We start from the raw sequence: 25,982 nt of genomic DNA on the forward strand, positions 1-25,982 counted from the left end.
CTAGATCTCCACGTCCTTGTCGTAATGCACGTTGTCCTCTCGCCAGCCGCCCAGGCCGTAGCCGATGCCACGGTGGTCGTCGACGAACTCGATCGCGCTGATCCACTTGGCCATCTTGAAGCCGACCTGGGTCTCCACCCGCAGCCGCAGGGGCGCACCGTGCTTGATGGGCAACGGCCTTCCGTTCATCCCGTACGCCAGGATTGTCTGCGGCTTGTAGGCCAGTTCGAGATCCATCACCTCGTAGAACTGCCCCTCCCCCTGCGCGCTCGGCTCGTCCCGGCCGGTGTCCTGCATCGTCAGGAAACACACCAAGCGCGCCTGGGGCAGCGGCCGCACCCGGTCGGCCAGGGCGGCCAGCGGGAGGCCCGTCCACTCGCCGATGCTGGACCAGCCCTGCACGCAGTTGTGCAAAACCCGTTGTCGGTGCGGCTCGGCCAGCGACCGCAGCGCGGCCAGGTCGAACGTCATCGGCTCCTCGACGAGCCCGCCGACGCGCAGCCGCCAGTCGACGAAGTTGTGCACCGCCATCACCTTGTACTCGGCCGAACACGGCGGCTTGCCGTTGACACGGTGTTCGGCCGAGAGCATCCGTTCCGGATAGTCCTGCCGGGAGTCCAACGGGCGCAGCAGGATCAGTCGTACCCGGGTGACGACAGCGCCCAGGATGCGGCGAACCTGGACCGGGTTGCGCAGGCTCCACACCGTGGCCGCGACGTGGACGGCGACGATCGCGCCGATGATCACGAACGACAACACGGTTCCCAGCGTGACGTTGCGGACGGAGCCGAAGATCATCGACGCGTTGAGTTGGCCCCAGCCCCAAAAGAAGACCATCGACACGTGGATCGCGATGAACACCACGAATGCGACCAGCCCCAGGAAGTGCAGGCTGCGGGCGGATTGCCGTCCGCCCCAGAGCCGCACGAACCAGGGAAACCGCGCCTCGATCGCGGGGGATTGTGCTGCGCCGGTGAGGATTTGGAACGGGGCGAGTCCGAAGACGACGGCCGCATAGGTCAGCTTCTGGATGGCGTCCAGCGGTTCGTTGGGCAGCAGCGGGGGCAGGTTGAACGTCGCATAGGTCAGGATGTCGTTGCCGGCCTCGACGAAGGTCGCCCACGACTGCGGCCAGTACCGATGCCACTGCCCGGTGGCGAACAGCAGCACGTAGTAGGACAGCCCCACCAGCACCCAGCCGATCACCGAGATGAAATGCCAGTGCCGCCCCATGCCGAGCCGCTTGTGGCCGGGCAGGGCGATCAGCGGGCTGTAGTCCTCCTCCTCGTCGAGGGTGTCGTAGAGCCGGTCGGTCGGCATCGTCTTCGTGGTGAACCGTGCCCACTCGGTGCCGGGTTTGCTGTCCTCTCGCCAGTACAGCTTGGGATGCGTGGACAGGATCTCAATGCCGCTGCGCAGCAACAGCGTTAGGAACAGAACGTTGAGCCAGTGGTCGATGCGCAGCCACGCCGGGTAGTCGAGGGGTATCACGGCCTGGGTCATCTCACGGCGTCCTGGCTCAGTCCTCCCACTGCTGGTCCTGCGGATAGGCGACGTTGATGCCCAGCAGCACCGAGAAGTGCAGTGCGAGGAAGGCGCCCGCGAACGCGAACGCGAACGATGCCGGCGCGAAATCCCAGCGTCCGGTCATTCCCGCCAGGGCGGGCAGATGGGCCAGCCGGGTGACGACATCAACGCCGACCACGACGACGGAAAGCAGGCTGCCGAAGTACCAACCCGCCTGTGCCACTTTGGGATTGCGGCCGACCCACAGGGCGAGGCCGATCAGTAGGCAACCGGCGATCACCGCCGCGGCGTACACCACGAAATACCAGGGCAGCGTGCCCTGGGTGGCCTGGGTGGCCAGCGCATAGATGTGCGTTGCGGCGACGCCGACGAGCAGGACCGCGCCCAGCCCCGTCACCACCCTGGGCAGGTTGAAGGCGACGTACCCGCCGAGGCTGAGCACTCGAAACACCCGGCTGCGGTGCCAGCTTTCTGGCCACGTCTCGACGAGGAAACCCACGCTGCGCTCGTACCCGGGCGCGGGTTTCTCAAACGCGGGCTCATAGAAATTGCGGCTTCGACGACGCAGGGCCGGTCGGCTACATTCGGGTCAGGATGCCGGGCTAAGGAGGCCACTGGCGTGAATCCTCAGGATCCCTACGGATACGGCCCGCTCAGTTACGACCCGCTCGGTCGCGTGCCCCCCGCCGCCCCGCCGGTGCAGCCGCCGGTCTTGCCGCCGCCGCCCCCGGAGCCGTACCGGCCGCCGGTCAACGCGATGGCCACGCAGTCACTGGTGTTCGCCTTCGCCTCCCCGCCCGTCGGCGCCGTGCTGGGACACCTGGCGCTGGCGCAGATCCGCCGCACGGGCGAGCTCGGCCGAAACCGCGCGCTGGCCGCGGTGGCGCTGTCCTACGCGATCGTCGGCCTCGTGGTCCTCGCCCTGGTCGCGTGGGCCGCGCTGGCCGCGTTCACGTCCACCCCGAATCGCCCGGGCCCACCGGCCACCACCGCGGCGGCGCCCCCGGGGCCCACCGTCGCGCCGGACGCCGTCGCAACCGTCCTGCCCAGCCTCGGCGACCTGAAGACCATCACCGACGACCAGAACCTGGAAACCGGCCAGACATGGGATCACCCGGCCCGGTCCGACCGCGAGGGAACCATCGACCGCCCGGAGTGCTGGGGAAGCATCGCGCCCGGAACCCCGGACGCCTACAACGTCGACGCCATCGCCGGCTACCACGCGGCGGAATTCTCCGACACCCGCAGCCTGCTGAAGTCGGTCCAGGTCATCGAGGCCGTCGCGGCGTTTCGCGACGCGCCGGCCGCGCAGTCACAGCTGGCGAAGCTGCTGGACGGATGGCGCCGATGCGGCGGCACGACCGTGAGCGTGACGATCCCCGAGGCGGGGGCGATCCCGTTCGCCCTGAGCGCGCCCGCCGACGCCGGCACCGGCATCACCACCATGGATCTGACGCCCAAAGGCCTACAGGTGCGCTCCGCCCGCGCGGTCGCGGCCAAAGCCAACGTCGTCGTCGACCTGTACGTGTCCTACAGCGGCACCACGGACGGCGCTCGCCCGCGGCAATCGGCGGTGAGCGTCGCCATCACCGCGCTGAACAAGATCCCGGGGTAGGGGTCAGTAGGGTGGGCCGCATGAAATATCTCGACGTCGACGGGGTCGGCCGGGTCAGCCGAATCGGCCTGGGCACGTGGCAGTTCGGCTCGCGCGAGTGGGGCTACGGGGAGGGCTATGCCGCCGGCGCCGCGCGGGACATCGTGCGGAGGGCCCTCGAGCTGGGGGTGACGCTGTTCGACACCGCCGAGGTGTACGGGCTGGGCAAGAGCGAGCGGATCCTCGGCGAGGCGCTCGGCGACCAGCGCGCCGAGGTCGCGGTGGCCAGCAAGATCATGCCCGTGGCCCCCTTCCCCGCCGTCATCAAGCAGCGCGAGCGGGCGAGCGCGCGGCGGCTGGGACTCGACCGCATCCCGCTCTACCAGATCCACCAGCCCAACCCGGTGGTCCCCGACTCGGTGATCATGCCCGGGATGCGCGAGCTGCTCGACGAGGGCAAGATCGGCGCGGCCGGCGTCTCCAACTACTCGCTGGCGCGGTGGCGCAAGGCCGACGCCGCGCTCGGGCGGCCGGTGATCAGCAACCAAGTGCATTTCTCGCTCGCCCACCCCGGCGCGCTGGAGGACCTGGTGCCCTTCGCCGAGCGCGAGAACCGCATCGTGATCGCCTACCAACCGCTGGAGCAGGGGCTGCTGGGCGGCAAATACGGCGTGGACAACCGTCCCGGCGGCGTTCGCGCGGTGAACCGCTACTTCGGCACCGAGAACCTGCGCCGCATCGAGCCGCTGCTGCAGACGCTGCGCGACGTCGCCGCGCAGGTCGGCGCCGAGCCGGCGCAGGTGGCGCTGGCCTGGTTGATCAGCCTGCCGGGCGTCGTGGCCATCCCCGGCGCGTCCAGCGTCGAGCAGCTCGAGTTCAACGTCGCCGCCGCCGACATCGAGCTACCCGCGGATTCCCGCGAGGCCCTCACCGGCGCGGCGCGCGCGTTCCGGCCGGTGTCGAACGCGCGCTTCCTGGCCGAGAAGGCACGCGAGACGTTGGGGCGTTAGGGCTGCGCCGACTCCGCGAACGCCGGCGCGGCCGCGGGCGCTCCCCTGGCGACGACGACGGGCATCGACGTCGTCGCGTTGGTGCGCAGGATCGTGTGCACCACGTCGATGAGGTCCTCGACCGGCATCAGCTTGCCGGGCATGCAGCCGCGGGAGGACCACAGCGGGACGGCCTTCATGGCGAGGTCCATATCCCAGCCGGTGGTCATGCCGGTCGCCGCGTCGCCCTCGCCGCCCCCGCACTCCCCCACGATCAGGTTGGTGAAGCCGATGTCGGGGTGTTCGGCACGCCACGCCTCGACGAGCCGCTCCAGGGCCGCCTTGCTGACGCCGTAGGCCCCCAGACCCGGCCAGGGCGGGCCGTAGGTGCCCGCGTCGGAGGCCAGGTAGACGACCTTGCCCGCGGACTCGGTCAGGTGCGGCACCGCGGCCGCGGTCACCAGCGCCGCGCCGATCACGTTGGTGTCGAAGACGCGCCGCCACGTCTCGGCATCGGTGTCGACCATGCGGACCAGCGGGCCGATGGCGGGGGTGTAGACGAGGTTGTCGATCCCGCCGAGGGCGTCCGCGGCGGCGCCGATCGCCGACCGGCAGGACGCCTCGTCGGTGACATCGCATTCGACGGCGATGGCGCCCGGGCCGGCCTCCTTCGCCGCGGCCTCGATGCGCTCGCGGCGCCGGGCGAGCAGCGCCACCTGATCGCCGCGCTGCGCCAGGCCGACGCCGATGCAGCGCCCGAGGCCGCTCGAGGCGCCAACCACCACTGTCCTTGACATATTCGCCCTCTCCTGTAACGAGCACGCTGCAGGCACAGCGTATCGACCAGGGGGCGGCTGGGTGACATTCGGGCGGATTTTGTGTCAGGCCACTCATGCCCCGTCGGGGGCCTGCAGCACCACGGCGGTGTGCGCGTCCACGGTGAGGGCGCCTCCCCCGGGTACCTCGTCGGCGGGCGTCTCCTCCTCGGGCCCGGTGAACACCACCAGGGTCCAGGAAGCACCGAATTCCTTTGGCGGCAGCGTGAATTCGATCGGCTCGTGGTGGGCGTTGAAGCACATCAGGAACGAGTCGTCGAGCACCCGCTGCCCCCGCGCGTCGCTGTCGGGGATGCCGTGCCCGTTGAGGAACACCGCGACGGACTTGGCGAATCCCGCGCCCCAGTCCTCGTCGGTCATCTCCGTGCCCTCGGGGGTGAACCAGGCGATGTCGGGCAGCCCCTCCGGGCCGCGCCGGCCCAGCGGCTTGCCGGAGAAGAACCGGCGCCTGCGGAACACCGGGTGCCGGGCCCGCAGCGCGGAGACCAGGCGGGTGAACTCCAGCAGTCCCGCGTCGGCGCGGGCCCAGTCGATCCAGGTGAGCTCGTTGTCCTGGCAGTAGCCGTTGTTGTTGCCGTCCTGGGTGCGGCCGAGCTCGTCGCCGTGGCAGATCATCGGCACGCCCTGCGACAGCAGCAGGGTGGTCAGGAAGTTGCGCTGCTGCCGAGCACGCAGCGCGTTGATATCCCCGTCGTCGGTCGGCCCCTCCGCACCGCAGTTCCAGGACCGGTTGTGGCTCTCGCCGTCGTTGTTGTCCTCGCCGTTGGCCTCGTTGTGCTTTTCGTTGTAGGACACCAGGTCGCGCAGCGTGAACCCGTCGTGGGCGGTGACGAAGTTGATCGATGCCACCGGCCGGCGCGAAGTGTGCTCGTAGAGGTCGGCCGATCCGGACAGGCGGTAGGCGAACTCGTCGAGCGTGGCCGGCTCGCCACGCCAGAAGTCCCGCACGGTGTCGCGGTACTTGCCGTTCCATTCGGTCCACTGCGGCGGGAAGTTGCCCACCTGGTAGCCGCCCGGCCCGACGTCCCACGGCTCGGCGATGAGCTTGACCTGGCTGACCGTCGGATCCTGTTGCACGAGTTCGAAGAACGTGGCCAGCCGGTCGACGTCGTAGAACTCGCGGGCCAGCGTCGCGGCCAGGTCGAACCGGAAGCCGTCGACGTGCATCTCGGTCACCCAGTAGCGCAGCGAGTCCATGATCAGCTGCAGCGCGTGCGGGTGCCTGACGTTGAGGCTGTTGCCCGTGCCGGTGTAGTCCATGTAGTAGCGCTTGTCGTCGTCGACCAGCCGGTAATACGCGGCGTTGTCGATGCCGCGCATGCACAGCGTCGGACCGAGGTGGTTGCCCTCGGCCGTGTGGTTGTAGACCACGTCGAGGATCACCTCGATATCGGCCTCGTGCAGGGCGCGCACCATCGCCTTGAACTCCTGCACCTGCCCGCCGGGGGACCTGGCGCTGGAGTACTTGAAGTCGGGCGCGAAGAATCCGATTGTGTTGTAGCCCCAGTAATTTGACAGGCCCTTGTCGACCAGGGTCGAGTCGTTGGCGAAGTGGTGCACCGGCATCAGCTCGATCGCGGTCACGCCGATGCTCTTCAGGTGGTCGATGATCACGGGATGCGCCACCGCGGCGTACGTGCCGCGCATCTGTTCGGGGATGTCTGGGTGGGTCTGCGTGAGGCCCTTGACGTGCGCCTCGTAGATGACGGTGTCGGCGTACTGGTGGTCCGGCGGCCGGTCGTTGCCCCAGTCGAAGTAGGGGCTGATGACCACCGACTTGGGCATGCTGGGGGCGGAGTCCTCGTCGTTGCGGCTGTCCGGGTCGCCGAAGTTGTAGCCGAACAGGGACTGGTTCCATTCGAAGCTGCCGTCGATGGCCTTCGAATACGGGTCCACCAACAGCTTGTTCGGGTTGCAGCGCAGGCCCTCCTCCGGCTCGTACGGACCGTGCACGCGGTAGCCGTAGCGCTGGCCGGGTTCGATGCCGGGGATGTAGGCGTGCCAGACGAACCCGTCGACCTCGGGCAGGGCGACCCGGCTCTCGGTGCCGTCGGGGTCGAACAGGCACAGCTCGACGCGCTCGGCGACCTCGCTGAACACCCCGAAGTTGGTGCCCGCGCCGTCATACGTCGCGCCCAGCGGATAGGCCCGCCCCGGCCAGACTTCACCGGTGGGTGTGGGCGCGTGAAGTCCTGGGCCGGTCATGGCGCTGTTGATACCCCGGGAACACGCAGGTCAAACCCGCACCCGAAACCGCTTGGCCCACAACGCGATTACGGCTTCAGCATGACCTTGACGGCACCGTCCTGCTTCTTCTGGAAGATCTCGTAGGCGTGCGGGGCCTCCTCGAGGGGCAGCACGTGGGTGGCGAAGGTGTCGACGCCCAGGGGATCGTCGTCGGTCAGCAGGGGCATGATGTCGTCGACCCACCTCTTCACGTTGGCCTGACCCATCCGCAGGGTGACCTGCTTGTCGAACAGGGTGAGCATCGGCAGCGGGTCGGCCATTCCCCCGTACACGCCGATCAGCGAGATCGTTCCCCCGCGCCGCACGATGTCGATCGCGGAGTACAGGGCCGACAGCCGGTCCACGCCGGCGGTCTGCATGATCCGCTTGGCCAGCACGTCCGGCAGCATCCCGCTCGCCTGCTGGGCCAGCCGTGCGGCCGGGGAGCCGTGCGACTCCATGCCGACGGCGTCGATCACGGAGTCGGTGCCGCGGCCGTCGGTCAGGTCGCGGATCGCGTCGCCGAGGGACGAATCGAGCCGGCTCAGATCGATGGTGTGGATGCCGCGCCCCGCGGCGCGGGCCAGGCGTTCGGGCACCAGGTCGACGGCGATGACCCGGTACCCGAGATGGTCGGCGATGCGCGCGGCCATGTCCCCGATCGGGCCCAGCCCGAGCACGGCCACCGAGCCCCCGTCCGGGATGTCGGCGTAGGCCACCGCCTGCCAGGCGGTCGGCAAAACGTCGGACAGGTAGACGAAGCGCGAATCCGGCGGTCCCACAGGGACTTTGATGTGGGTGAACTGCGCTTGGGGGACGCGCAGCAGTTCAGCCTGCCCGCCCGGGATCTCGCCGTAGAGCTCCGAATAGCCGAACAGCGCCGCGCCCATCCCCTGGTCGCGCACCTGGGTGGTCTCGCACTGGGTGTAGAGCTGCATGTCGCACATGTGGCAACGGCCGCAGGAGATCTGGAACGGAATGACGACCCGGTCGCCGACCCGCAGATCGCCTGTCTGGCCGCCGACCTCGCGGACGACCCCCATCGGCTCGTGCCCCAGGATGTCGCCCGGGTTCATGAAGGCCCCGAGGATTTCGTAGAGGTGCAGGTCCGATCCGCAGATGTTGGTGGAGGTGACTTCGACGATGGCGTCAGTCGGCTGCTCGATCTTGGGATCGGGCACCGACTCGACGCGGACGTCGCGCTTGCCCTGCCAGGTGACGGCTTTCATGTGCATGGCACATACCCGTGTCGCGCCGGCCGAAACGCCGGCGCGCGGCTACGAGCGCGCGCCGCGATGCCGTGGCTTGAGCGGGTGTTCGCTGTCGATCAGCGCCTTGGCGATGTCGATCAGCTTGGTGTTGGACTGCTGGGACAGCCGGGTGAGGAGTTCGAAAGCCTCGACGGCGTCGAGGTTGAAGCGCTCCATGATGACGCCCTTGGCCTGACCGATGGTGTCCCGCGACGCCAGGGCGCTGCGGAACTGGTCCTGCCGGCGCATCATCGACCAGGCCAGGGCCACGTGGGTGGCGAAAATGTCGCCGATTTCCAGTGATTCGTCGCTGAACGCGTGCGGATGCTCGGCGTAGAAGTTGAGCGCGGCCATGCTCTTGTCGTCGTCGAACAGCTCGTACGACACGATCGAGCGGATCGGGGTCGCTTCGAGCGCGTCGCGCTGATAGCCCGGCCAGCGTTCGTCGACGTTGAGGTCGTCGACGTACATCATGTGGTGCCGCCAGGCGGCCGACAGGCACGGTCCCTCGCCGCGCCGGTCCTGGATCGTGTCCAGCACCGCCGCGTAGCGGTGGGTGGCGACCACGCTGGTGACCGTGTTGCCGCGCTCGGCAAGGGTCATCCCCGCGTACTGGCAGCCCGGCATGTGCCGAACGCCGTTCTCGATGAGTTCCCGCAGCCCGGCCGTCGTCTCCGTGCCGTGGCGGTCCAGGCTGGTCATCAGTTCCGTCAACTGACCGACGACCGTGTTCTTGTCATCCGGCATCTCATCACCCCCTCAAGGGCTTTCTGGCCGGGGCGTCGGCGGTGGCGGACCCAACGCGTCGACCCATTAAACGAAGCCTACGGGCCAAACAACGAAGTGCAAACAGGGCAAACGAACTCCCCCGACGGCGGCCGCCCGCCCGATCGCCGAGCTACTCGGTAACACCCTTGGCGGTCAACGGCTTTCGCGTCGGATTGCGTTCTTTTTCGCACCCGCGCCCTTCGCTGCGTTCCGCAAAGTGCGATTGGTGGAGCGCAGATCGGTGTTGACCGCCGAGAGCTCGGCGTTGTGGTCTTCCAGGCTCAGGATGCGGGCGATGCCGGCGAGGTTGACGCCTGCGTCAACAAGCGCGCTGATGCGCTGCAGCCGGGCCAGGTCGTCGGCGCTGTAGCGCCGCGTCCCCCCGTCGCTGCGAGCGGGATTCAACAGCCCGTGCCGCTCGTAGAGGCGCAGCGACTGCACCGGGATGCCGGAAAGTTCGGCGGCCACCGAGATTCCGTACACGCCGCGATCCGACGGCGGCGCGCCCGCCTCCCCAATGCTCTCGGTCATCGACTATCCCCTTAGCGATCTCCGTCAGAAAACCTGTGTATCACACTTGCGCTCTTCTGTCGATAGTGATATATGAAATCTATGTCTTCTGACATAGAAAGACACACGGAAATTAGCCACTTCAGAGCCGCAGATTGGAGTGAAAGGTGACCGCCATGCTGATGCGTACCGACCCCTTCCGTGACCTCGACCGATTCGCCCAGCAGGTGTTCGGCACGGCCGCCCGGCCGGCGGTGATGCCGATGGACGCCTGGCGTGAGGGAGAGCAATTCGTCGTCGAGTTCGACCTGCCGGGCATCGACGCGGACACGCTCGACATCGACATCGAGCGCAACGTCGTGACCGTGCGCGCCGAGCGCCCGGGCGTCGACCCCAACCGCGAGATGTTGGCTACCGAACGGCCCCGCGGGGTGTTCAGCCGCCAGCTCGTGCTGGGCGAAAACCTGGACACCGACAGGATCGACGCGTCCTACTCCGAGGGCGTCCTGCGCCTGCGCATCCCGGTGGCCGAGAAGGCCAAGCCGCGCAAGATTTCCGTCGCGCGCGGCAACGGCCACAAGGCCATCAACGAGGAGGCCAACAAGCGCGAGGTGATCGACGCCTGACGACCGTCGGGGGGGGGCGGCGGTGGCCGCCCCCACCCTCCTTGCGCACGAAGGCGAGGTCCCACGATGGAATGGCATCTGAACGGCGAAACGCCCAACGTCGAAGAGGCGCTGGCCGGGGGCGTTCCGCAGCGGGTGGGCTGGTTCCGGTTCTACTTCGCCGACCAGCGCTGGGAGTGGTCCGCCCAGGTGCAGCGGATGCACGGCTACGAACCGGGCAGCGTCACCCCGACCACCGACCTGGTCCTCGCACACAAGCACCCCGACGACCGCGGGCAGGTCGCGGCCACGATCGATCAGATCCTGAATACCCACGAGGCGTTCAGCACCCGCCACCGCATCATCGACACCGCCGGCAACGTGCGCCACATCATCGTCGTCGGTGATCAGCTCCTCGACGATCAAGGCGAAGTGATCGGAACGCACGGGTTCTACGTCGACGCCTCCCCCGAACTCACCCAGGAGGACCTTGTCACCGCGCGGCTGGCGGAGATCAGGGAGAACCGCGCCGGCATCGAACAGGCCAAGGGCATGCTGATGCTGGTCTACCGCATCAACGACGACGCCGCGTTCAACCTGCTCAAATGGCTGTCCCAGGAGGCGAACGTCAAGCTGCGGCTGTTGGCCGAGCAGATCACCGAGGACTTCGTCGGCGCCGGCCTGCCGCTCAACTCACAGGAATTCGACCATCTGCTGCTGACCGCGCACCAACGCGTCCGCGGTGAAAACCGCCGACCCGTCAAGGGCTGACGGAGTCGCGGGCCGCCTGCACCAGCTGCGCGACGCCCTTCTCGATCCCGGCGGCGAGCGCCTCGATGTCGGGCGCGGCGTCGTAGTCGGCGGTGATCCCGAAGATGAACGCGTCGGCGTAGCTGAGCATCGCGATGCCGGTGCGCAATTGCAGGGCGATCGGCGGGATCGGAAAGATCTCCAGCACCCGCCGGCCCATCAGCTTCTGCTGCTCGCGGGGACCCGGAACGTTGGTCGCCAGGGCGACCACCGCGCGCTGGGGAAGCCGCGCCAGCAGCCGAATCGCCCAGGCGGAGAACGCGAACGGGACGTTCTTGGCCGCCGCGACCAGCGCGCTGCCGCCCTCGCGTTGGCCGCTGGCTTTGGCCCGGGTGAGCCGGCCGTGCACCAGCCGCAGCTGCTCGACCGGGTCGCCCTCGTCGACGGGCAGCAGCGGCAGCATCGCCGAGACCTGGTTGTCGGCCATGTCGAAGTGGTTCGTGGGGCGCACGGAGACCGGGACGAGCGTGCGCAACGAGTTGCGGGCGGGCTGTTCGCCGCGATAGATCAGCATCTTGCGGTAGCTGTCGGTGATGGCCGCCAGCGCCACGTCGTTGAGGGTCACGCCGAACGCCGCGGCGACCTCTCGCAGATCGGCCAGGCTGACCCGGGCAACGCTGAAGCGGCGCATGCTCGTGACGGGCCCGTTCAGCGAGGAGCCCGGCGCGGGGCTGAACAGGCTGGCCGTCAGTTCGGCCGCGCCCACCGCGACCTGTTCGGCGCTCGCCACCGCGGCCAGCGCGGTTCGCCCGATCCCGCTCACCAAGGTCAGCGGGTTGAAGCTGAACCTCGGCAGGCTCGGCCCCGACCGCTGCGGCTCCCTGGCGGCGCGGATGTCGGTGGCGAACGTGCCGGCCTCACGTTCGTCCCTGTCGTCGCTGAACCTCGCCAGCATCTGCGTCGTCGCGATGCCGTCGGCGATGCAGTGGTGGATCTTGGTCAGCACGGCCCAGCGGTCGTCGGCCAGCCCCTCGATGAGGTAGCACTCCCACAACGGGCGCTCGCGGTCGAGCCGCCGTTCCATGACGTTTGCGATCGTCTCGAACAGTTCGGTATCGCCGCCGGGGTGCGGAAGCGCGAGCCGGTGCAGGTGGCGCGTGATGTCGAAGTGCGGGTCGTCCACCCATTCGGGCGCGCCGATATCCAGCGGGTGCGTCCGCAGCACCTGCGTGCATCGCGGAATGTCCGGTACGCGTTTGGCGAACGCGGCGACGAACTCGTCGTAGTCGGGAACGGGCCCCTCCACGATCGACACGCCCCCGACCGCCAGGCTCACGTGCGGGTCGGAGTCTTCGACTTCGAGGAAGGTGGCATCGAGCGCCGTTAGTTGCTCCATCCCGCTACTTTCCGCCCCTGGGCGCCCTCAAGTTGAGAGTCAGAAGTCCCCAACTTTCGGGGCCTAATGCCGGCTGTGCCGCGCCGATTGCCGCCATATCGTGAGGCCCATGAGCGGGTTCAACTACATTCGTTTCTTCGAAGAGATCGGCATCGACGACGTGCCGCTGGTCGGCGGCAAGAACGCCTCGCTCGGCGAGATGTTCCAGAAGCTGTCCGGGCAGGGCGTGCGCGTCCCGCACGGATTCGCCACCACCTCGGCCGCCTACCGACACATGCTGGACCGAGCCGGCGCCTGGGACGCGCTGCACGCCGAACTCGACGACCTGGACCCCGACGACGTGGCCGAGTTGGCGCGCCGGGGCAAGCGCGCTCGTGAAATCGTCTACGGCGCAGGGCTTCCCGACGACCTGGCCGCCGAGATCGGGTCCGCCTACCGCATGCTTCAGGACGAGTACGGCGAGGACGTCAGCATCGCGGTCCGCAGCTCGGCGACCGCCGAGGACCTGCCGACGGCCAGCTTCGCCGGCCAGCAGGAGACCTTCCTCAACATCACCGGCGCCGAGAGCCTGCTCGACGCCTGCCGCCGCTGCTTCGCCAGCCTGTTCACCGACCGGGCCATCCACTACCGGATCGACCAGGGCTTCGACCATTTCAAGGTCTCGCTGTCGATCGGCATCATGAAGATGGTGCGCTCGGACCTCGCCTCGTCGGGCGTGATGTTCACCATCGACACCGAATCGGGCTTCACCGACGTCGTTTTCGTCACCGGCGCCTACGGGCTGGGCGAGAACGTCGTCCAGGGCTCCGTCGACCCCGACGAGTTCTACGTGCACAAGCCGACGTATCAGGCCGGCCACCGCGCCGTGCTGCGCCGCCTGGTCGGCGACAAGGCGGTGAAGATGGTCTTCGTCGAGGGCGGGACCAAGCAGACCACCCGTAACATCCCCACGCCGAAGGCCGACCGCGGGCGTTTCTGTATCGCCGATGACGACGTTCTCGAGCTGGCCGGCTATGCCTGCACGATCGAGCGGCACTACGGGCGGCCGATGGACATCGAGTGGGCCAAGGACGGTCTCGACGGGCAGCTCTACATCGTGCAGGCCCGCCCCGAAACGGCGGCCTCCCAGCGCAGTTCGACAACGGTGGAGACCTATGTGCTCGAGGGGCGAGGGCCCCAAGGCAGGGAGGTGCTGGCCGAGGGCCGGTCGGTCGGCGAGAAGGTCGCGTCGGGCAGGGCGAAACTGATCGACAACCTCGAGCACCTCGCGGACTTCCAGCCCGGCCAGGTGCTGGTCGCCGACACCACCACGCCCGACTGGGAGCCGGTGATGAAGATCGCCGCCGCGATCGTCACCAACCGCGGCGGGCGCACCTGCCACGCCGCGATCATCGCGCGCGAGCTGGGCATCCCGGCCGTGGTCGGCGCGGGCGACGCCACCACGAGCGTCCCGAACGGCGAGGCCGTCACGGTGTCGTGCGTCGAGGGCGACACCGGGCGCGTGTACCGCAGCGAGGTCGGCTTCCACGTCGACCGCACCGAAGTGGCCGGGCTTTCACGGCCGCGGACCCAGATCATGGTCAACCTCGGCAACCCCGACCTCGCGTTCAAGACGTCGTTCTTGCCGAACGACGGTGTGGGACTTGCCCGGATGGAGTTCATCGTCAGCGAATACATCAAGGTCCACCCGTTGGCCCTGCTGCACCCCGAAAAGGTCGGCGACGCCGAGGCTTTGCGCACGATCGAACGGCTCACCCGCGGCTACCCCGACGGCGGCGCGTTCTTCGTGGAGCGCCTTTCCGAGGGGATCGGCACCATCGCGGCCGCGTTCTGGCCGAAGCCCGTCGTGGTCCGGATGTCGGACTTCAAGACGAACGAGTACGCCAGCCTGATCGGGGGCAGCGCGTTCGAGCCGGTCGAGAGCAACCCGATGATCGGGTTCCGCGGCGCCTCGCGCTATGCCCACCCCGCCTACGCCGAGGGCTTCGCGCTGGAATGCCGTGCGATGAAACGCGTTCGCGAGGACATGGGCCTGACGAACGTCGTCATCATGCTGCCGTTCGTGCGCCGGGTGACCGAGGCGGACCTGGTGCTGCAGACCATGGCCGACCTCGGCCTGCGGCGCGGCGAAAACGGCCTCCAGGTGTACGCGATGTGCGAGATCCCGAACAACGTGATCCTGCTCGATCAGTTCGCCAAACGCTTCGACGGCTTCTCCATCGGCTCGAACGACCTGACCCAGCTCACCCTCGGCGTCGACCGCGACAGCGAGATCGTGGCCTTCGACTACGACGAGCGCGACGAGGGCGTCAAGGAGATGATCCGGCTGGCCGTGGAAGGCTGCCGCCGCAACGGGATTCACTCCGGGCTGTGCGGGCAGGCGCCGTCGGACTACCCGGACATGGCCGAGTTCCTGGTCCGCACCGGGATCGACTCGATAAGCCTGAACCCCGACGTGGTGGTGAAGACGACCCGCCAGATCCTCGAGCTGGAGCGCCAGGCGGTCGCCCTGCAGTGACCGCGGCGCGTTATGACGGCGGCTGGCGCAACGTGTGAAAGCTGGGCGTTGCGTGTGCGCTCATGGCGGCGACACGCCGATGAGAGCCGCCCTGTACGCACGCTCAAAGCCCTGAGCGCACGCGAAAAGACCCCTACGGCTGGCGGTACAGCGCGGCCCCGGCGGTGACGCCCGCGCCGGCGGCGACGAACAGCACCCGGGCACCCGCCGGGAAGTTTTCGGCCGCCGGTTCGAACGCGGCGGCCAGGGCGGCCGTGTGCATGCGGTGATCGGCCGCGACGCAGACCCTTTCGACCGACACCCCCAGCAGCCGGCTCAGCGCCGCGCGGAACTCCGGCCGGGCGGGGGCGGCGACGATCAGGTCGACGTCGTCCAACGAAGTGGCTTGCTCGTGCAGGCATGCGCGCACGGCCGCGGCCGCCGCCGCGGCGAACCGCTCGTCCATGTCGGCCGAATGATTGAAGCGCAGCACATTTCGCGCGTCGGCGAATCCGACCGTCGCCGAGAAGGCCTCGGTGTCCTCGGTGTTCACCCAGGACACCCGGCTCAGCCCGTAGTCGTCGTCGGTCCAGTGGCACAGCATTGCCGCGCCGGCGGCCGAGAACGCGAAGCGCTCGCTCATCCCGTGACCGGGGTCGGCGTCGCTGGCCACGACGAGCGCTCGGTTGATGCTGCGTGACCGCAAGAACCCGTCGACGATCTGCAGCCCGGTCAGGACCCCGCAGGCCCCGTTGGCGATGTCGAACGAGAAGGTGCCGTGCGCCCCGGCGTGGGGGTCCTCCGGATTGGCCCCAATGTCGTCCTGTATCAGCGCGGCCAGCGCCGGCTCCCCCAGGTTGCGGTCGCGGTAGATGCCCGCGTTGACAACCAGATCCAGCTCGTCGGGGTCGCACCCGGCCCGGTGCAGGCAGTCCTTGGCGGCGGTCACCGCAAGGTGCAGCGCGCTGTGGCGGCCACGCAAGTGCGGGTGTGCGACGTCTACGCGATCAATGACCGTGCCCATAGCGATTCACCAAATCCTCATCCAGGGTGAGCAGGACGACACCGATCTCCAATCCGGAGGCCAGCGCGAGCAACGCGACCCGCTCGCCGGGCCGAATGTTGCCGGCCTCGAGTTCCTCGACGAGCGCCACCGTGTGGGTCGTCGACGCCGTGTTGCCGTAGCGGTCGACGGTGATCACCGCGTCGTGGCGCGGGCTGTCGCCGAACGCCTCCGACATGCGCACCATTCCCTTGCGGATGGCCCGCGCCGAGGTCTGGTGGGTGATCACGTGGTCGATGTCGTGGATCGAAATATCCACCGCGTCAAGCACTTCGCTCAACAGCAGCGGGGTGTTGGCGATCGCGGCCTTTTGGATGGCGCGGGAGTTGGTGAACATCCGCGCGCCCGGGTCGTGGCCCTCCGGATAGGCCAGGCAGAGCCGGCTGTAGTCGGCCACGGTGGTGAACCCGGCGAGCCCGATGCCCGCGGAGCCCGCGGGGGCCCGCTCGAGCAGGAGCGCCGCACCGGCGTCGCCCAGGGTCAGGCAGGCGAGTTCCTTGCTCATGATGTTGCGAATGTGGCGGGCGGCGTTGTGGCTCAGCTGGGAGATGTACTCGCCGCTGACGACCAGCCCGCGCTCGACGATGCCCTGCCGGATCCAGTTGTTCAAAATGGTTACCCCGGTGAGCATCCCGGCGCAGGCGTTGGACACGTCGAAGGTCATGGCCTGGGGCGCGCCGACCGCGCGAGCCACCGCGCTGCTCATCGTCGGCTCGAGCCACTGGGTGAGCCCGCCGCGGAATTTCGTGATGCTGCAGCTGATCACCACGTCGAGCGTGGCGGGGTCCTGCTGCGCGGTGGCCAGGGCGTTCAGCGCCGCCGAGGTGGCCAGGCTGTAGGAATCCTCGTCGCCCACCGATACCCGGCGCTCGCGGATCCCGGTGAGCCGTTCCAGGTCGATGTGAGTGTGGTGGCGCGTGGTCGCCATCAATTCGTCGGTGGTGAGCCGGGTTTCGGGCAGCTGTCGCCCCGCGCCGGCCAGCCGGGCGACGTACGGCGCCGCGACGCCCTCCCCGGCGGTCTCCATCACCAGCCAGTGCCGAGCCATCGGCGCCACCTCCTTTCAGTCCCCTCGCGGGTCACTGCGAAACTTGAGGACCTCGGTCACCAGCCGCCGGGCGGTCGGCTCGACGTGGTGGCCGTTCGGCGCGGCCGTGCCGACCCGGATCAGCAGCTGCGGTTGGCCGGCGGACCCGGTGATCTGCGCGATTATGTGGCGGCTCATCGCCATCTCCGTCATGTGGGTGAGCGTGCAGGTGGCCAGGTCGGCCATCGTGCATTCGAGCAACACCGCCGACAGCGCCTCGCCGCAGCGCAGCACGTCCAGCCGGTCGTCCGCGTGGTGGGTGGACAGCACGACGATCTTCGAGTGGTCGTGGTCCACGCCGGCACCGCGTTGGCCCCCACCCGCCGGCGGGAACGCCCGGGCCACGTCGACCTGGGCCGCCTCGGTGCTGGACACCAGCGAACTTTCCGGGACGTGGGTGGCGTCCGACTCGAACGGCGAGGTCCACCAACGCAACTCGGACAGGTAGGCGGTGTCGTGGCGCCGCAGCTGCTCGGTGAGCGCGGACGCCTCCGCCAGCGTCGGTCGCGCGTCGTCGGCGACCACGTCGAGCAGCACGTCGTGCGGATGGGCCGCGAGGCGCAACGCCGCCTCCACCACCGGCCACCCGGCGGGCGCGGCGAACGGCAACCGGTCGGTGCGCCGGTGACGGATCGCGTCGGCGCGCGCCTGTTGCGCCTCCGTCACGCCGTCGGCGGGCCGGAACTCGAGCGTCGCCAGGTGAGCCGGCTCGCCGGGATCCGGGAGGCGCTCGGTGGTGCTGTCCCAGCCGGCGGCGGCCATCGCGACCCGGAGGTGATCGAGGACCGCGCCACAGCTCAACGTCAGCTCCCGGCCGGTGCGGTCGGTGGCGGGCATCAGCCGGCGGGGGTCGGCCCACAACTGCAGCCGCGCGCCCTCGACCACCCAGCGCCAGGGCTGGCTGTTGTGCAGCGAAGGCGCCCGGCTCGCCAGCATCACGGCGTCGCGGATGACTTCGGAATCGGGCGCTTTCAACAGCATTTCAACCACTCCGCTCAAGTCTCTCGAACTGACCATAAGGACGGGGTTGTCATTGCTGACAGGGCCGTTGGTCCCCGACGACCGGGGCGTTCGACTCCTGGGATCGGGGCCTAAATCGTTCGGCGCCAGGCGTCGACGGCCTCGCGCGCCGAGTCCTCGACGGCCCCGGAGGTGTCGATCCGGTGCGCGGTGTCCCAGCCGGCCCGCTCGGCGGCCATCGCTTCGGCGATCTCCGGGGTCACGTCCGAATTGCCCGGCCGCCGGGTGGTGATCCGCCCGGCCGCCGTGCCGACCGTGGACGCGCACATGAGTTCCACCGTCGCCGAGTGCGTTTCGGAGGCGAGGCGAAGAGCCCGCGCTCGCAGCTCGGGGTCGCGCCAGGTGCCGTCGAGGATCACCGATCGCCCGTCGCCCAACAACGATCGCGCCCGCCGCAGGGCGGTCTCGTACACCACCGCGACGTTGTCCGGGCTGTACAGCCCCTGATCCAGGACCCCGGAATCCCCCGCGATGGCGCCGGAGTCCCGCAGTTCCCGGCGCACGTCGTCGGTCGAGATGACCTGGGCCCCAGTCCGTTCGGCGAGCGCGCGGGCAACGGTGGATTTGCCGGTGCCGGGGTTTCCCCCGACCAGGGCCAGGCGCACCGCGCCGCTGCGGAGATGCTCGTCGGCGATCGCGAGGTGCCGAGCGGCGTCGTCGGCGGCCTCCAGCTTGCCCTGGGACACTCGCACGCAGTCGGTCTTCGCCCGCACCACCGCGCGATAGGCGACATAGAAGTGCGTCAGCGCCGACGGCGCCTCCCGCGCCGCATGCGCGGCATAGCGTTGCAGGAAGTGCTCGCCGAGGTCCTTGCGGCCGAGGAACTCAAGGTCCATGGCGAGGAAGGCGGCGTCGTCGACGCAGTCGACGTAGCGGAGGTTGTCGTCGAACTCCATGCAATCGAGCAGCGCCGGCTCGTCCTGGCCGCAGAAGATATCGTCGGCGAGCAGATCGCCGTGGCCGTCGACGATCAGCCCCTCCTCGACGCGGCGCCGGAACAGGGGTTCGCGGCCGGCGATGAATTCGGTTGCGAGCCGCCGGATTCGCGACAGCTCCGCGGCGGGCAGCTTGTCCGCGTGGCGGTCGAGTTCCACCAGGTTGTCGCGCCAGCGTTTCCCGATCGCGGCCGCCTCGCCCTGCGCGTCGATCGCCGGGCCGCGCTCGGCGCGCGCGTGAAAGCGGGCCAGCACCGCGGCGATGGTGTCCAGCAGCCCCCGCACCGAGCCGTCGGTGTCGCGGCTCACGATGGACGCCAGCCGGTCCTCGTCGCGGTAGCGGCGCATGACGACGATCGGTTCGGCCGGGCCGCCGCCCGGGTCGGACAGATAGGCGACCCCAAAGTAGCTGTCGGGCGCCAGCCGGCGGTTCAGCTCGACCTCGCGGCGGCACGCGTGCTCGCGCCGCTCCGGCGTGCGGAAGTCGAGAAAGTCGGTCAGCACCGGCTTTTTGGCCTTGAACGCCCGGTCGCCCGCGAGCACGACGACGCCCGTGTGGGTTTCGTGCACATCGAGATATGGCACCGAATTATTGTGCCAAGCCTTAAGACGGCCGCGCCACGATCACCGGCATCCGGACCGAGTGCACGACGGCGTTGCTGACCGAACCCAGCAGCGTCCGCGCCAGCCCGCCGCGGCCGTGGCTGCCGACGACGACCAGTTGCGCCGACTCCGATTTCTCGATCAACTGGCGGGCCGGCTGGTCACACACGAGGAGTCGCTGCACCGTGACGTCCGGATAGCGTTCCTGCCAGCCGGCCAGGTTTTCGGAGAGGCTGCGCTCGGCTTCCGCTTTCACCACCGCCCAATCGAATCCGGGGAGTTCGAGCACCTGGACGTCGCTCCACGCGTGCAGCGCTTGCAGGTCCACCCCGCGGCGGGATGCCTCGTCGAACGCGACGGCCGTCGCGAGCTCGGAGGCGGGCGAACCGTCGATGCCCAGCAGCACGGGGGCCTGCTGCGGGTGCGGCATCAGCGGATCTTCGTCCCGAATAACGGCGACGGGGCATTTCGCGTGCCGGACGACGCTCGAACTGACCGAACCCAGTAGCGCCCGGCCCAACGCCCCGCGCCCGTTGCTGCCGACGACGATCATTTCGGCCTCTTCCGACAGGTCGATCAGCGTCGGCACCGGCGGCGAGCACTTCAGTTCGCCGGTGATTGCGAGCTGCTGGTCGGCCTTGACCGCGTTCTCCGCGATTTTGACGGCCTGCTCGAGGACCTGCTGTCCGTCCTCCTCCTGCCATACTGTGACTCCGGCCGGAAGCGGTATCTGCGGGAACGTCGGCACGTACGTGCTGTACATGTGCACCAACGTGAGCGGAACGTTGCGCATCGCGGCGTCTCGAGCCGCCCAGCAGACGGCGGCGTTCGACGCGGGCGACCCGTCGACTCCGGCGACGATGCCGTGGCGGTTCGTGGGTGTGGACATGCTGAAAACGCTATTGGCCGAACAGTCGTCGAACATGAGGCTTTAGTCCCCAAACCCGTGGACATCAGGCCCCGTTGACCCGGGCCGCCAAGTGGCATCGTCACAGAGGTGACCGAATGGGCCGCCACCGTTGATCGGCGCTACCACGATGCGGTAATCCTCGGGCTGGACAGCGTGATCACCGAGGCGGCGGCGGGTGTCGTCGCGGCACGCGATTCGGCCGTCCCCCTGCTGCGACGGCTGCGAGACGCCGGCGTCGCGGCGGCCGTCTACTCGCCCGGCCGCGACTGCGCGGAAGCCCTGCGCGTCGCGGGGATCGACGACCTCGTCGGCCTCGCGGTCGACGGGCCGTCACCGACCGAAACCGCCCGCCGCCTCGGGGTGCGCACGGTCCGATGCGCGGTGATCGACCGCGACGACGCCGGGGTCAAGGCCGCCGGGGACGGGGCCTTCGGCCTCGTCATCGGTGTGCAGCGCAACGGGCACGCCGCCGGGCTGCTGTCCTGTGGCGCCGACGCCGTGGTCGCCGACCTGGCCGAGATCTCGGTGCGCCGCGGCGGCGCGGCCATGTCGCGGATCGCCGACGCGCTGCTGGCCTACGGCCAGGTCAAAGAGCTGGTGGCCAACCGGCGGCCCGTGGTCTTCCTCGACTTTGACGGCACACTGTCCGACATCGTCGATCACCCGGAATCGGCGAAACTCGTCGACGGTGCCGACAAAGCCTTGCGTGCGCTGGCCGCGCAGTGTCCCGTCGTGGTGATCAGCGGACGCGACGTCGCCGACGTCCGCGACCGGGTCGAGGTCGACGGGGTGTGGTACGCGGGCGGGCACGGCTACGAGATGATCGCGCCCGACGGCACCGCACTGGAGAACGCCGCCGCCGACGTCGCCGACACCGTGGCGCGCGCCGCCAACCACTTGGCGGAGACGCTGAGGAACGTGTCGGGAATCACGGTGGAGCACAAGCGCTTTGCGGTCGCCGTGCACTACCGCAACGCCGAACCCCAGGACGTCGACCGGGCGATCGCGGCCGTCCGTGACCTCGGCCGCACCGAGGGCTTGCGGGTCACTCCCGGCCGCAAGGTCATCCAACTTCGCCCGAACATGGACGGCGACAAGGGCACGACGCTCGGCTGGCTGCTGCAACGCATCGTGGACGGTGACGGCGGGGAGCCGGGCACCATGCTGCCGATCTACATCGGCGACGACATCACCGACGAGGACGCCTTCGACGCCGTCCAATTCGACGGCGTGGGAATCGTGGTGCGCCACGACGAGGACGGCGATCGCCCCTCGGCCGCGCCGTTCAGCCTCGAAAACCCCACCGCCGTAGCCGAATTCGTCCACCGGCTGGCCCTGGACCTGGAGCAGGCGGCGGCGACGCCGGGCGACACGTGGGAACTGGTCTACGAGGGCTACGACCCGAAGTACGAGCGGCTGCGCGAGGCTCTGTGCACCATTGGGAACGGCTACCTGGCCACCCGGGGTTGCGCGACGGAAGCGGCGGCCTGCGAGGCCCATTACCCGGGCACCTACGCGACCGGCGTGTACAACACGCTGACCGACCGGGTGGCGGGCCGGACGATCGAGAACGAGAGCCTGGTCAACCTGCCCAACTGGTTGCCGTTGACGTTCCGGATCGACGGCGGGGCTTGGTTTTCCGTCGACGACACAGAATTGTTGTTTTTCCGGCAGACCTTCGACCTGCGCAACGCGACGCTGAGCCGCAGTCTGCGATTTCGCGACGGCTCGGGCCGGATCACGACGCTGACCCAGCAGCGGTTCGCCTCCATGCACCAGCCGCACCTGCTCGCCATGCGGACCACCGTCGGCGCCGAGAACTGGTCGGGCACGGTCGAGTTCAGGTCCCTGCTGGATGCCAGCGTGCAAAATACGATGGTCGAGCGCTACCGGTCGTTGTCCAGCGCTCACCTCACCCCGGCCACCATCGAGGAAACCGGGTCCGACTCAACGATATTGCGGACCGAGACGTCGCAGTCGCGGATCGCGATCGTCGTCGCGGCCCGCGCCACCGTGTGGCGCGACGATGTCCCCGACGTCCGCGCCGACGCGCGCTACGCCGTCGTCGCCGACGCCGACCGTGGCGGTCACGACATCGCGGTGGAGCTGCCGGAAGGCCGGTCGGTGACCTGCGAGAAGGTGGTGACCGTCTTCACCGGCCGGGACACCGCCATATCCGAACCGGCCAGCGCCGCGCAGCAATACCTCGACGCCGCCGGCCGCTACGCCGACCTCCACGAACAGCACACCCGAGCCTGGGCGCGGCTGTGGGAGCAGTGCGACGTCGGCCTCACCGACAGCACGCCGGCGCTGCGGGTGCTCCGGTTGCATCTGGTGCACCTGCTGCAGACCCTTTCGCCGCACACCGCCGAACTGGACGCCGGGGTCCCGGCGCGCGGGCTGCACGGCGAGGCCTACCGCGGCCATGTGTTCTGGGATTCGCTGTTCGTCTCGCCGGTGCTGAGCCTGCGCCTGCCGAACGTGTCCCGCTCGCTGCTGCTGTATCGCTACCGGCGGCTCCCGGAGGCGCGCCGCGCCGCGCGGCGGGCCGGCTACCTCGGCGCGATGTACCCGTGGCAATCGGGCAGCGACGGCCGCGAGGTGAGCCAGGAGGTGCACCTGAATCCGCAATCGGGCCACTGGAATCCGGATGCCAGCGCCCGCGCGCACCATGTCGGCCTGGCCGTCGCCTACAACGCCTGGCAGCACTACCAGGTGACCGGCGACCGGCAATTCCTCATCGACTACGGCACCGAGATGCTGGTCGAGATCGCGCGCTTCTGGGTGGGGCTGGCGAGCTTCGACGACACCCGCGGCCGCTACACGATCCGGGGAATCATCGGCCCCGACGAGTTCCATTCCGGCTATCCGGGCAAGGAATACGACGGCGTCGACAACAACGCGTACACCAACGTGATGGCGGTCTGGGTGATCCTGCGGGCGATGGACGCGCTGGAGCTGCTGCCGCTTCGCGACCGGCTCGATCTGGTGGGGAAGGTCGGCCTGACGGCCGAGGAGCTGGACCGCTGGGATGACGTGACACGGCGCATGTTCGTCCCCTTCCACGACGACGTGATCAGCCAGTTCGAAGGCTATTCGGAACTGGCCGAACTGGATTGGGAGCGCTACCGGCAGCGATACGGCAACATCCAGCGGCTGGACCGCATCCTGGAAGCCGAGGACGACAGCGTCAACAACTACAAGGCGTCCAAGCAGGCCGACGCGCTCATGCTGTTCTACCTGCTGTCCTCGGAGGAGTTGCTGGGCCTGTTCGGCCGGCTCGGCTACCGTTTCGAGCCCGAGCAGATCCCGAAGACCATCGAGTACTACCTGTCGCGCACCTCGGACGGCTCCACGCTCAGCGCGATCGTGCACTCCTGGGTGCTCACCCGCGCCAACCGCCACCACGCCATGCGGTACTTCGTCCAGGTGCTGGGTTCCGACGTCGCCGACATCCAGGGCGGCACCACCGCGGAAGGGATCCACCTGGCCGCGATGGCCGGCAGCTTCGATCTGGTGCAGCGGTGTTTCACCGGACTGGAAACGCGTGACGACCGTTTGGTGCTCGGTCCCCACTGGCCTGCGGCGCTCGGCGCCATCGAGTTCCCCTTCGTGTACCGCGGCCACCGGCTGCACCTTCGGATCAGTGGCAGGACCGGGGATCTGACCTCCGAGGCCGGCAACGCCGGACCGATCATGGTCGAATGCCGCGGCCGCGTGCAACATCTCTTGCCCGGGCAGAGCATCGAGGTCGCGTGATGAACAATCCCCGATCATCGAAGCGGATTGTCGTGGGCATCGACGGGTCGAAGGCGGCGATCAACGCGGCGAAGTGGGCGGCCATCGAGGCGGCCAGCCGTAAAGTCCCGCTGCGGCTGGTCCACGCCATCCCCGATCGCATGGACGTCGGCTCTGCCCAAGATTCGCTGCGTGCCGCCGGCGCAGCGCTACGGACCGTACGCGAGCCGGTCGAAGTTGAATGCGACATCGTATGCGGGTCGCCGGACGGCGTCCTGGTCGACGAATCACGGAGCGCCGCAATGGTTTGCGCCGGCTCCGTGGGAATCGGCCGCATCGCGCGCAAACTGCTCGGCTCGACCGCGGACGCGGTCGCCCGCAAAGCCCAATGCCCGATCGCGATCGTCCGGGCCGGCGGCCCGGTGTCGGACCCCGGTTGGGTGGCCGTCGTCGTCGACGACTCGGCGGCCAACGACGCGGTGCTCGAGGTCGGCTTCCACGAAGCGCGGCTGCGCCGAGCGTCGATCCTGGCGCTGGGGGTATGGCGATGGGGCCTGGGCGAGATTCCCTACAGCCAGCTCGAGCACCGGCTTCGCCAGTGGGTGCACCGCTACCCCGAAGTGCATGTCATGCCGGCCCCCGCACGGCGCGGGCCCGCCGAATTCCTTTCCCGCACGCAGGAATCCGTCCAGCTCGCGGTGGTGGGCAGCGAGGACGCCGACAAGGTCGCGCAGATGGTCGGCCCGCCGAGGCCACACCTGCGCGCGAACGCGGGATGTTCGGTGCTGGTGGTGCGCGACTGACGTCAAATGGGTTCGTCGTCGTCGGTGTCGCGGAGGAAGCGTTCGGGGTGGTGGAAGGAGTTGGTGCGGGGTTGGCCGCGGTCGAGATGCGGCGGGGGGATCCATTCGGTCTCACCGCGGGTGTTGGTGCGGGTGGTCCAGCCTTGTTCGGCGAGCCGGTTGTCCGGCCCGCAGGCCAGGGTCAGGTCGTCGATGTCGGTGCGCCGGGTGGTTGTCCAGCCGGTGATGTGGTGGACCTGGCTGTGGTAGGCGGGGGCGTCGCAGCCGGGTTTGGTGCAGCCGCGATCGCGGGCGTAGAGCATGATGCGTTGCGCGGGTGAGGCGAGTCGTTTGGTGTGGTAGAGCGCCAGGGGTTTGGTGTCGTCGAAGATGGCGAGGTAATGGTGGGCGTGGCCAGCCCAGCGGATCACATCCGACATCGGCACCAGGGTGCCGCCGCCGGTGAGGGCCTTGCCGGTGGCGGCCTCCAGCTCCTTGAGCGTGGTCATCGCCACGATCGACACCGGTAGCCCGTTGTGGCTGCCCAGCTTTCCCGAGGAGAACAGGGCCCGCAGCCCCGCGAGAAAGGCGTCGTGGTTGCGCTGGGCGCACGTTCGCTGGTCGCGGCGCACCGCGTCCTCATCGGGGGTGTCGTCAATGACCGGGGTGTCGTCGTCGGGGTTGGCCGCGCCGGGGGCGGCCAGCTTGGCCAACAGGGCCTCGATGGCGGCGCGTAGTTCCGGGGTGATCAGGCCGCTGAGCCGTGACATGCCGTCGAAGTCCTGCTCGCCGAGGGTCAGGCCGCGCCGGCGGGCCCGTTGTTGGTCGCTGAACTCGCCGTCCGGGTGAAGCCAGTCCATGATCCGCCGGGCGTATTTGGCCAACTCGTCGGGCCG

21 protein-coding genes are annotated in these 25,982 nt (G+C 69.0%); 7 read left to right on the forward strand and 14 right to left on the reverse strand.

Going from position 1 to position 25,982, the window contains the following annotated elements; all coding sequences use genetic code 11:
- On the reverse strand, nucleotides 1-1,491 hold the full coding sequence (locus A9X00_RS18640; protein WP_156772173.1) for a molybdopterin-dependent oxidoreductase: 1,491 nt from the start codon (nucleotides 1,489-1,491) through the stop codon (nucleotides 1-3).
- 28 nt (nucleotides 1,492-1,519) lie between these two features.
- Complete coding sequence (locus A9X00_RS18645; protein WP_067156573.1) at nucleotides 1,520-2,026, reverse strand: hypothetical protein; 507 nt, start codon at nucleotides 2,024-2,026, stop codon at nucleotides 1,520-1,522.
- 120 nt (nucleotides 2,027-2,146) lie between these two features.
- On the opposite strand from A9X00_RS18645, the gene A9X00_RS18650 reads away from it, so the two are divergent.
- Nucleotides 2,147-3,142, forward strand: coding sequence for a sensor domain-containing protein (locus tag A9X00_RS18650; RefSeq protein WP_067156576.1), 996 nt, complete (start codon nucleotides 2,147-2,149; stop codon nucleotides 3,140-3,142).
- 20 nt (nucleotides 3,143-3,162) lie between these two features.
- Nucleotides 3,163-4,131, forward strand: coding sequence for an aldo/keto reductase (locus A9X00_RS18655; RefSeq protein WP_067156579.1), 969 nt, complete (start codon nucleotides 3,163-3,165; stop codon nucleotides 4,129-4,131).
- Here the strand turns inward: A9X00_RS18655 and A9X00_RS18660 are convergent.
- From A9X00_RS18660 to A9X00_RS18680, 5 genes are all read right to left on the reverse strand, one after another.
- Nucleotides 4,128-4,895 carry an SDR family oxidoreductase gene (locus tag A9X00_RS18660; RefSeq protein WP_082975376.1) on the reverse strand — a complete coding sequence of 256 codons (768 nt, stop codon included), beginning with the start codon at nucleotides 4,893-4,895 and terminating at the stop codon, nucleotides 4,128-4,130. The genes A9X00_RS18655 and A9X00_RS18660 overlap by 4 nt on opposite strands.
- 105 nt (nucleotides 4,896-5,000) lie before the next feature.
- A complete protein-coding gene (glgX, locus tag A9X00_RS18665; protein ID WP_067156586.1) occupies nucleotides 5,001-7,151 on the reverse strand; it encodes a glycogen debranching protein GlgX in 2,151 nt (716 codons plus the stop codon).
- A 68-nt stretch (nucleotides 7,152-7,219) separates the two neighbouring features.
- The gene (locus A9X00_RS18670; RefSeq protein WP_067156654.1) at nucleotides 7,220-8,401 is read right to left on the reverse strand and encodes a zinc-dependent alcohol dehydrogenase; all 1,182 of its coding nucleotides are present in this window, start codon (nucleotides 8,399-8,401) and stop codon (nucleotides 7,220-7,222) included.
- Nucleotides 8,402-8,449: 48 nt separating this feature from the next.
- Nucleotides 8,450-9,169 carry a GAF and ANTAR domain-containing protein gene (locus tag A9X00_RS18675; protein ID WP_067156590.1) on the reverse strand — a complete coding sequence of 240 codons (720 nt, stop codon included), beginning with the start codon at nucleotides 9,167-9,169 and terminating at the stop codon, nucleotides 8,450-8,452.
- A gap of 174 nt (nucleotides 9,170-9,343) precedes the next feature.
- Nucleotides 9,344-9,721, reverse strand: coding sequence for a helix-turn-helix transcriptional regulator (locus A9X00_RS18680; RefSeq protein ID WP_067156592.1), 378 nt, complete (start codon nucleotides 9,719-9,721; stop codon nucleotides 9,344-9,346).
- A gap of 155 nt (nucleotides 9,722-9,876) precedes the next feature.
- Here A9X00_RS18680 and A9X00_RS18685 point away from each other — a divergent pair, with 155 nt between their 5' ends.
- Both A9X00_RS18685 and A9X00_RS18690 read left to right on the forward strand, forming a co-directional pair.
- Nucleotides 9,877-10,326, forward strand: coding sequence for an Hsp20/alpha crystallin family protein (locus tag A9X00_RS18685; RefSeq protein WP_067156595.1), 450 nt, complete (start codon nucleotides 9,877-9,879; stop codon nucleotides 10,324-10,326).
- A 66-nt stretch (nucleotides 10,327-10,392) separates the two neighbouring features.
- Entirely contained in the window at nucleotides 10,393-11,076 is a 684-nt protein-coding gene (locus tag A9X00_RS18690; protein ID WP_067156598.1) for a PAS and ANTAR domain-containing protein, read from the forward strand.
- Here A9X00_RS18690 and A9X00_RS18695 read toward each other — a convergent pair.
- Complete coding sequence (locus tag A9X00_RS18695; RefSeq protein ID WP_067156609.1) at nucleotides 11,066-12,451, reverse strand: wax ester/triacylglycerol synthase family O-acyltransferase; 1,386 nt, start codon at nucleotides 12,449-12,451, stop codon at nucleotides 11,066-11,068. The two genes, A9X00_RS18690 and A9X00_RS18695, sit on opposite strands and share 11 nt — an antisense overlap.
- Before the next feature lie 109 nt (nucleotides 12,452-12,560).
- Between A9X00_RS18695 and ppsA the strand changes: the two genes are divergently transcribed.
- On the forward strand, nucleotides 12,561-14,969 hold the full coding sequence (gene ppsA / locus A9X00_RS18700) for a phosphoenolpyruvate synthase (RefSeq protein WP_067156613.1): 2,409 nt from the start codon (nucleotides 12,561-12,563) through the stop codon (nucleotides 14,967-14,969).
- Nucleotides 14,970-15,102: 133 nt separating this feature from the next.
- Here the strand turns inward: ppsA and A9X00_RS18705 are convergent, their stop codons facing one another.
- From A9X00_RS18705 to A9X00_RS18725, 5 genes are all read right to left on the reverse strand, one after another.
- Nucleotides 15,103-15,972 (reverse strand): 3-oxoacyl-[acyl-carrier-protein] synthase III C-terminal domain-containing protein, encoded by an 870-nt coding sequence (locus A9X00_RS18705; protein WP_067156615.1) that lies wholly within the window; start codon nucleotides 15,970-15,972, stop codon nucleotides 15,103-15,105.
- Complete coding sequence (locus tag A9X00_RS18710) at nucleotides 15,956-17,059, reverse strand: 3-oxoacyl-ACP synthase III family protein (RefSeq protein WP_067156658.1); 1,104 nt, start codon at nucleotides 17,057-17,059, stop codon at nucleotides 15,956-15,958. Before A9X00_RS18710 ends, A9X00_RS18705 begins: the two co-directional genes overlap by 17 nt.
- Nucleotides 17,060-17,074: 15 nt before the next feature.
- A complete protein-coding gene (locus tag A9X00_RS18715; RefSeq protein ID WP_067156617.1) occupies nucleotides 17,075-18,079 on the reverse strand; it encodes an NAD(P)H nitroreductase in 1,005 nt (334 codons plus the stop codon).
- A 110-nt stretch (nucleotides 18,080-18,189) separates the two neighbouring features.
- On the reverse strand, nucleotides 18,190-19,638 hold the full coding sequence (locus tag A9X00_RS18720) for a bifunctional aminoglycoside phosphotransferase/ATP-binding protein (RefSeq protein ID WP_232006878.1): 1,449 nt from the start codon (nucleotides 19,636-19,638) through the stop codon (nucleotides 18,190-18,192).
- A gap of 19 nt (nucleotides 19,639-19,657) precedes the next feature.
- Entirely contained in the window at nucleotides 19,658-20,545 is an 888-nt protein-coding gene (locus A9X00_RS18725) for a universal stress protein (RefSeq protein WP_067156660.1), read from the reverse strand.
- 108 nt (nucleotides 20,546-20,653) lie between these two features.
- Between A9X00_RS18725 and otsB the strand changes: the two genes are divergently transcribed.
- Both otsB and A9X00_RS18735 read left to right on the forward strand, forming a co-directional pair.
- Nucleotides 20,654-24,325, forward strand: coding sequence for a trehalose-phosphatase (gene otsB / locus A9X00_RS18730; protein WP_067156621.1), 3,672 nt, complete (start codon nucleotides 20,654-20,656; stop codon nucleotides 24,323-24,325).
- Entirely contained in the window at nucleotides 24,325-25,107 is a 783-nt protein-coding gene (locus A9X00_RS18735; RefSeq protein ID WP_067156623.1) for a universal stress protein, read from the forward strand. Before otsB ends, A9X00_RS18735 begins: the two co-directional genes overlap by 1 nt.
- A gap of 2 nt (nucleotides 25,108-25,109) precedes the next feature.
- On the opposite strand, the gene A9X00_RS18740 is transcribed toward A9X00_RS18735, so the two are convergent.
- A partial coding sequence (locus A9X00_RS18740) for an HNH endonuclease signature motif containing protein (protein WP_156772171.1) occupies nucleotides 25,110-25,982 on the reverse strand: 873 nt, incomplete at its 5' end.

Source organism: Mycobacterium sp. 1245805.9 (genome assembly GCF_001672915.1).
Lineage (GTDB): Bacteria > Actinomycetota > Actinomycetes > Mycobacteriales > Mycobacteriaceae > Mycobacterium.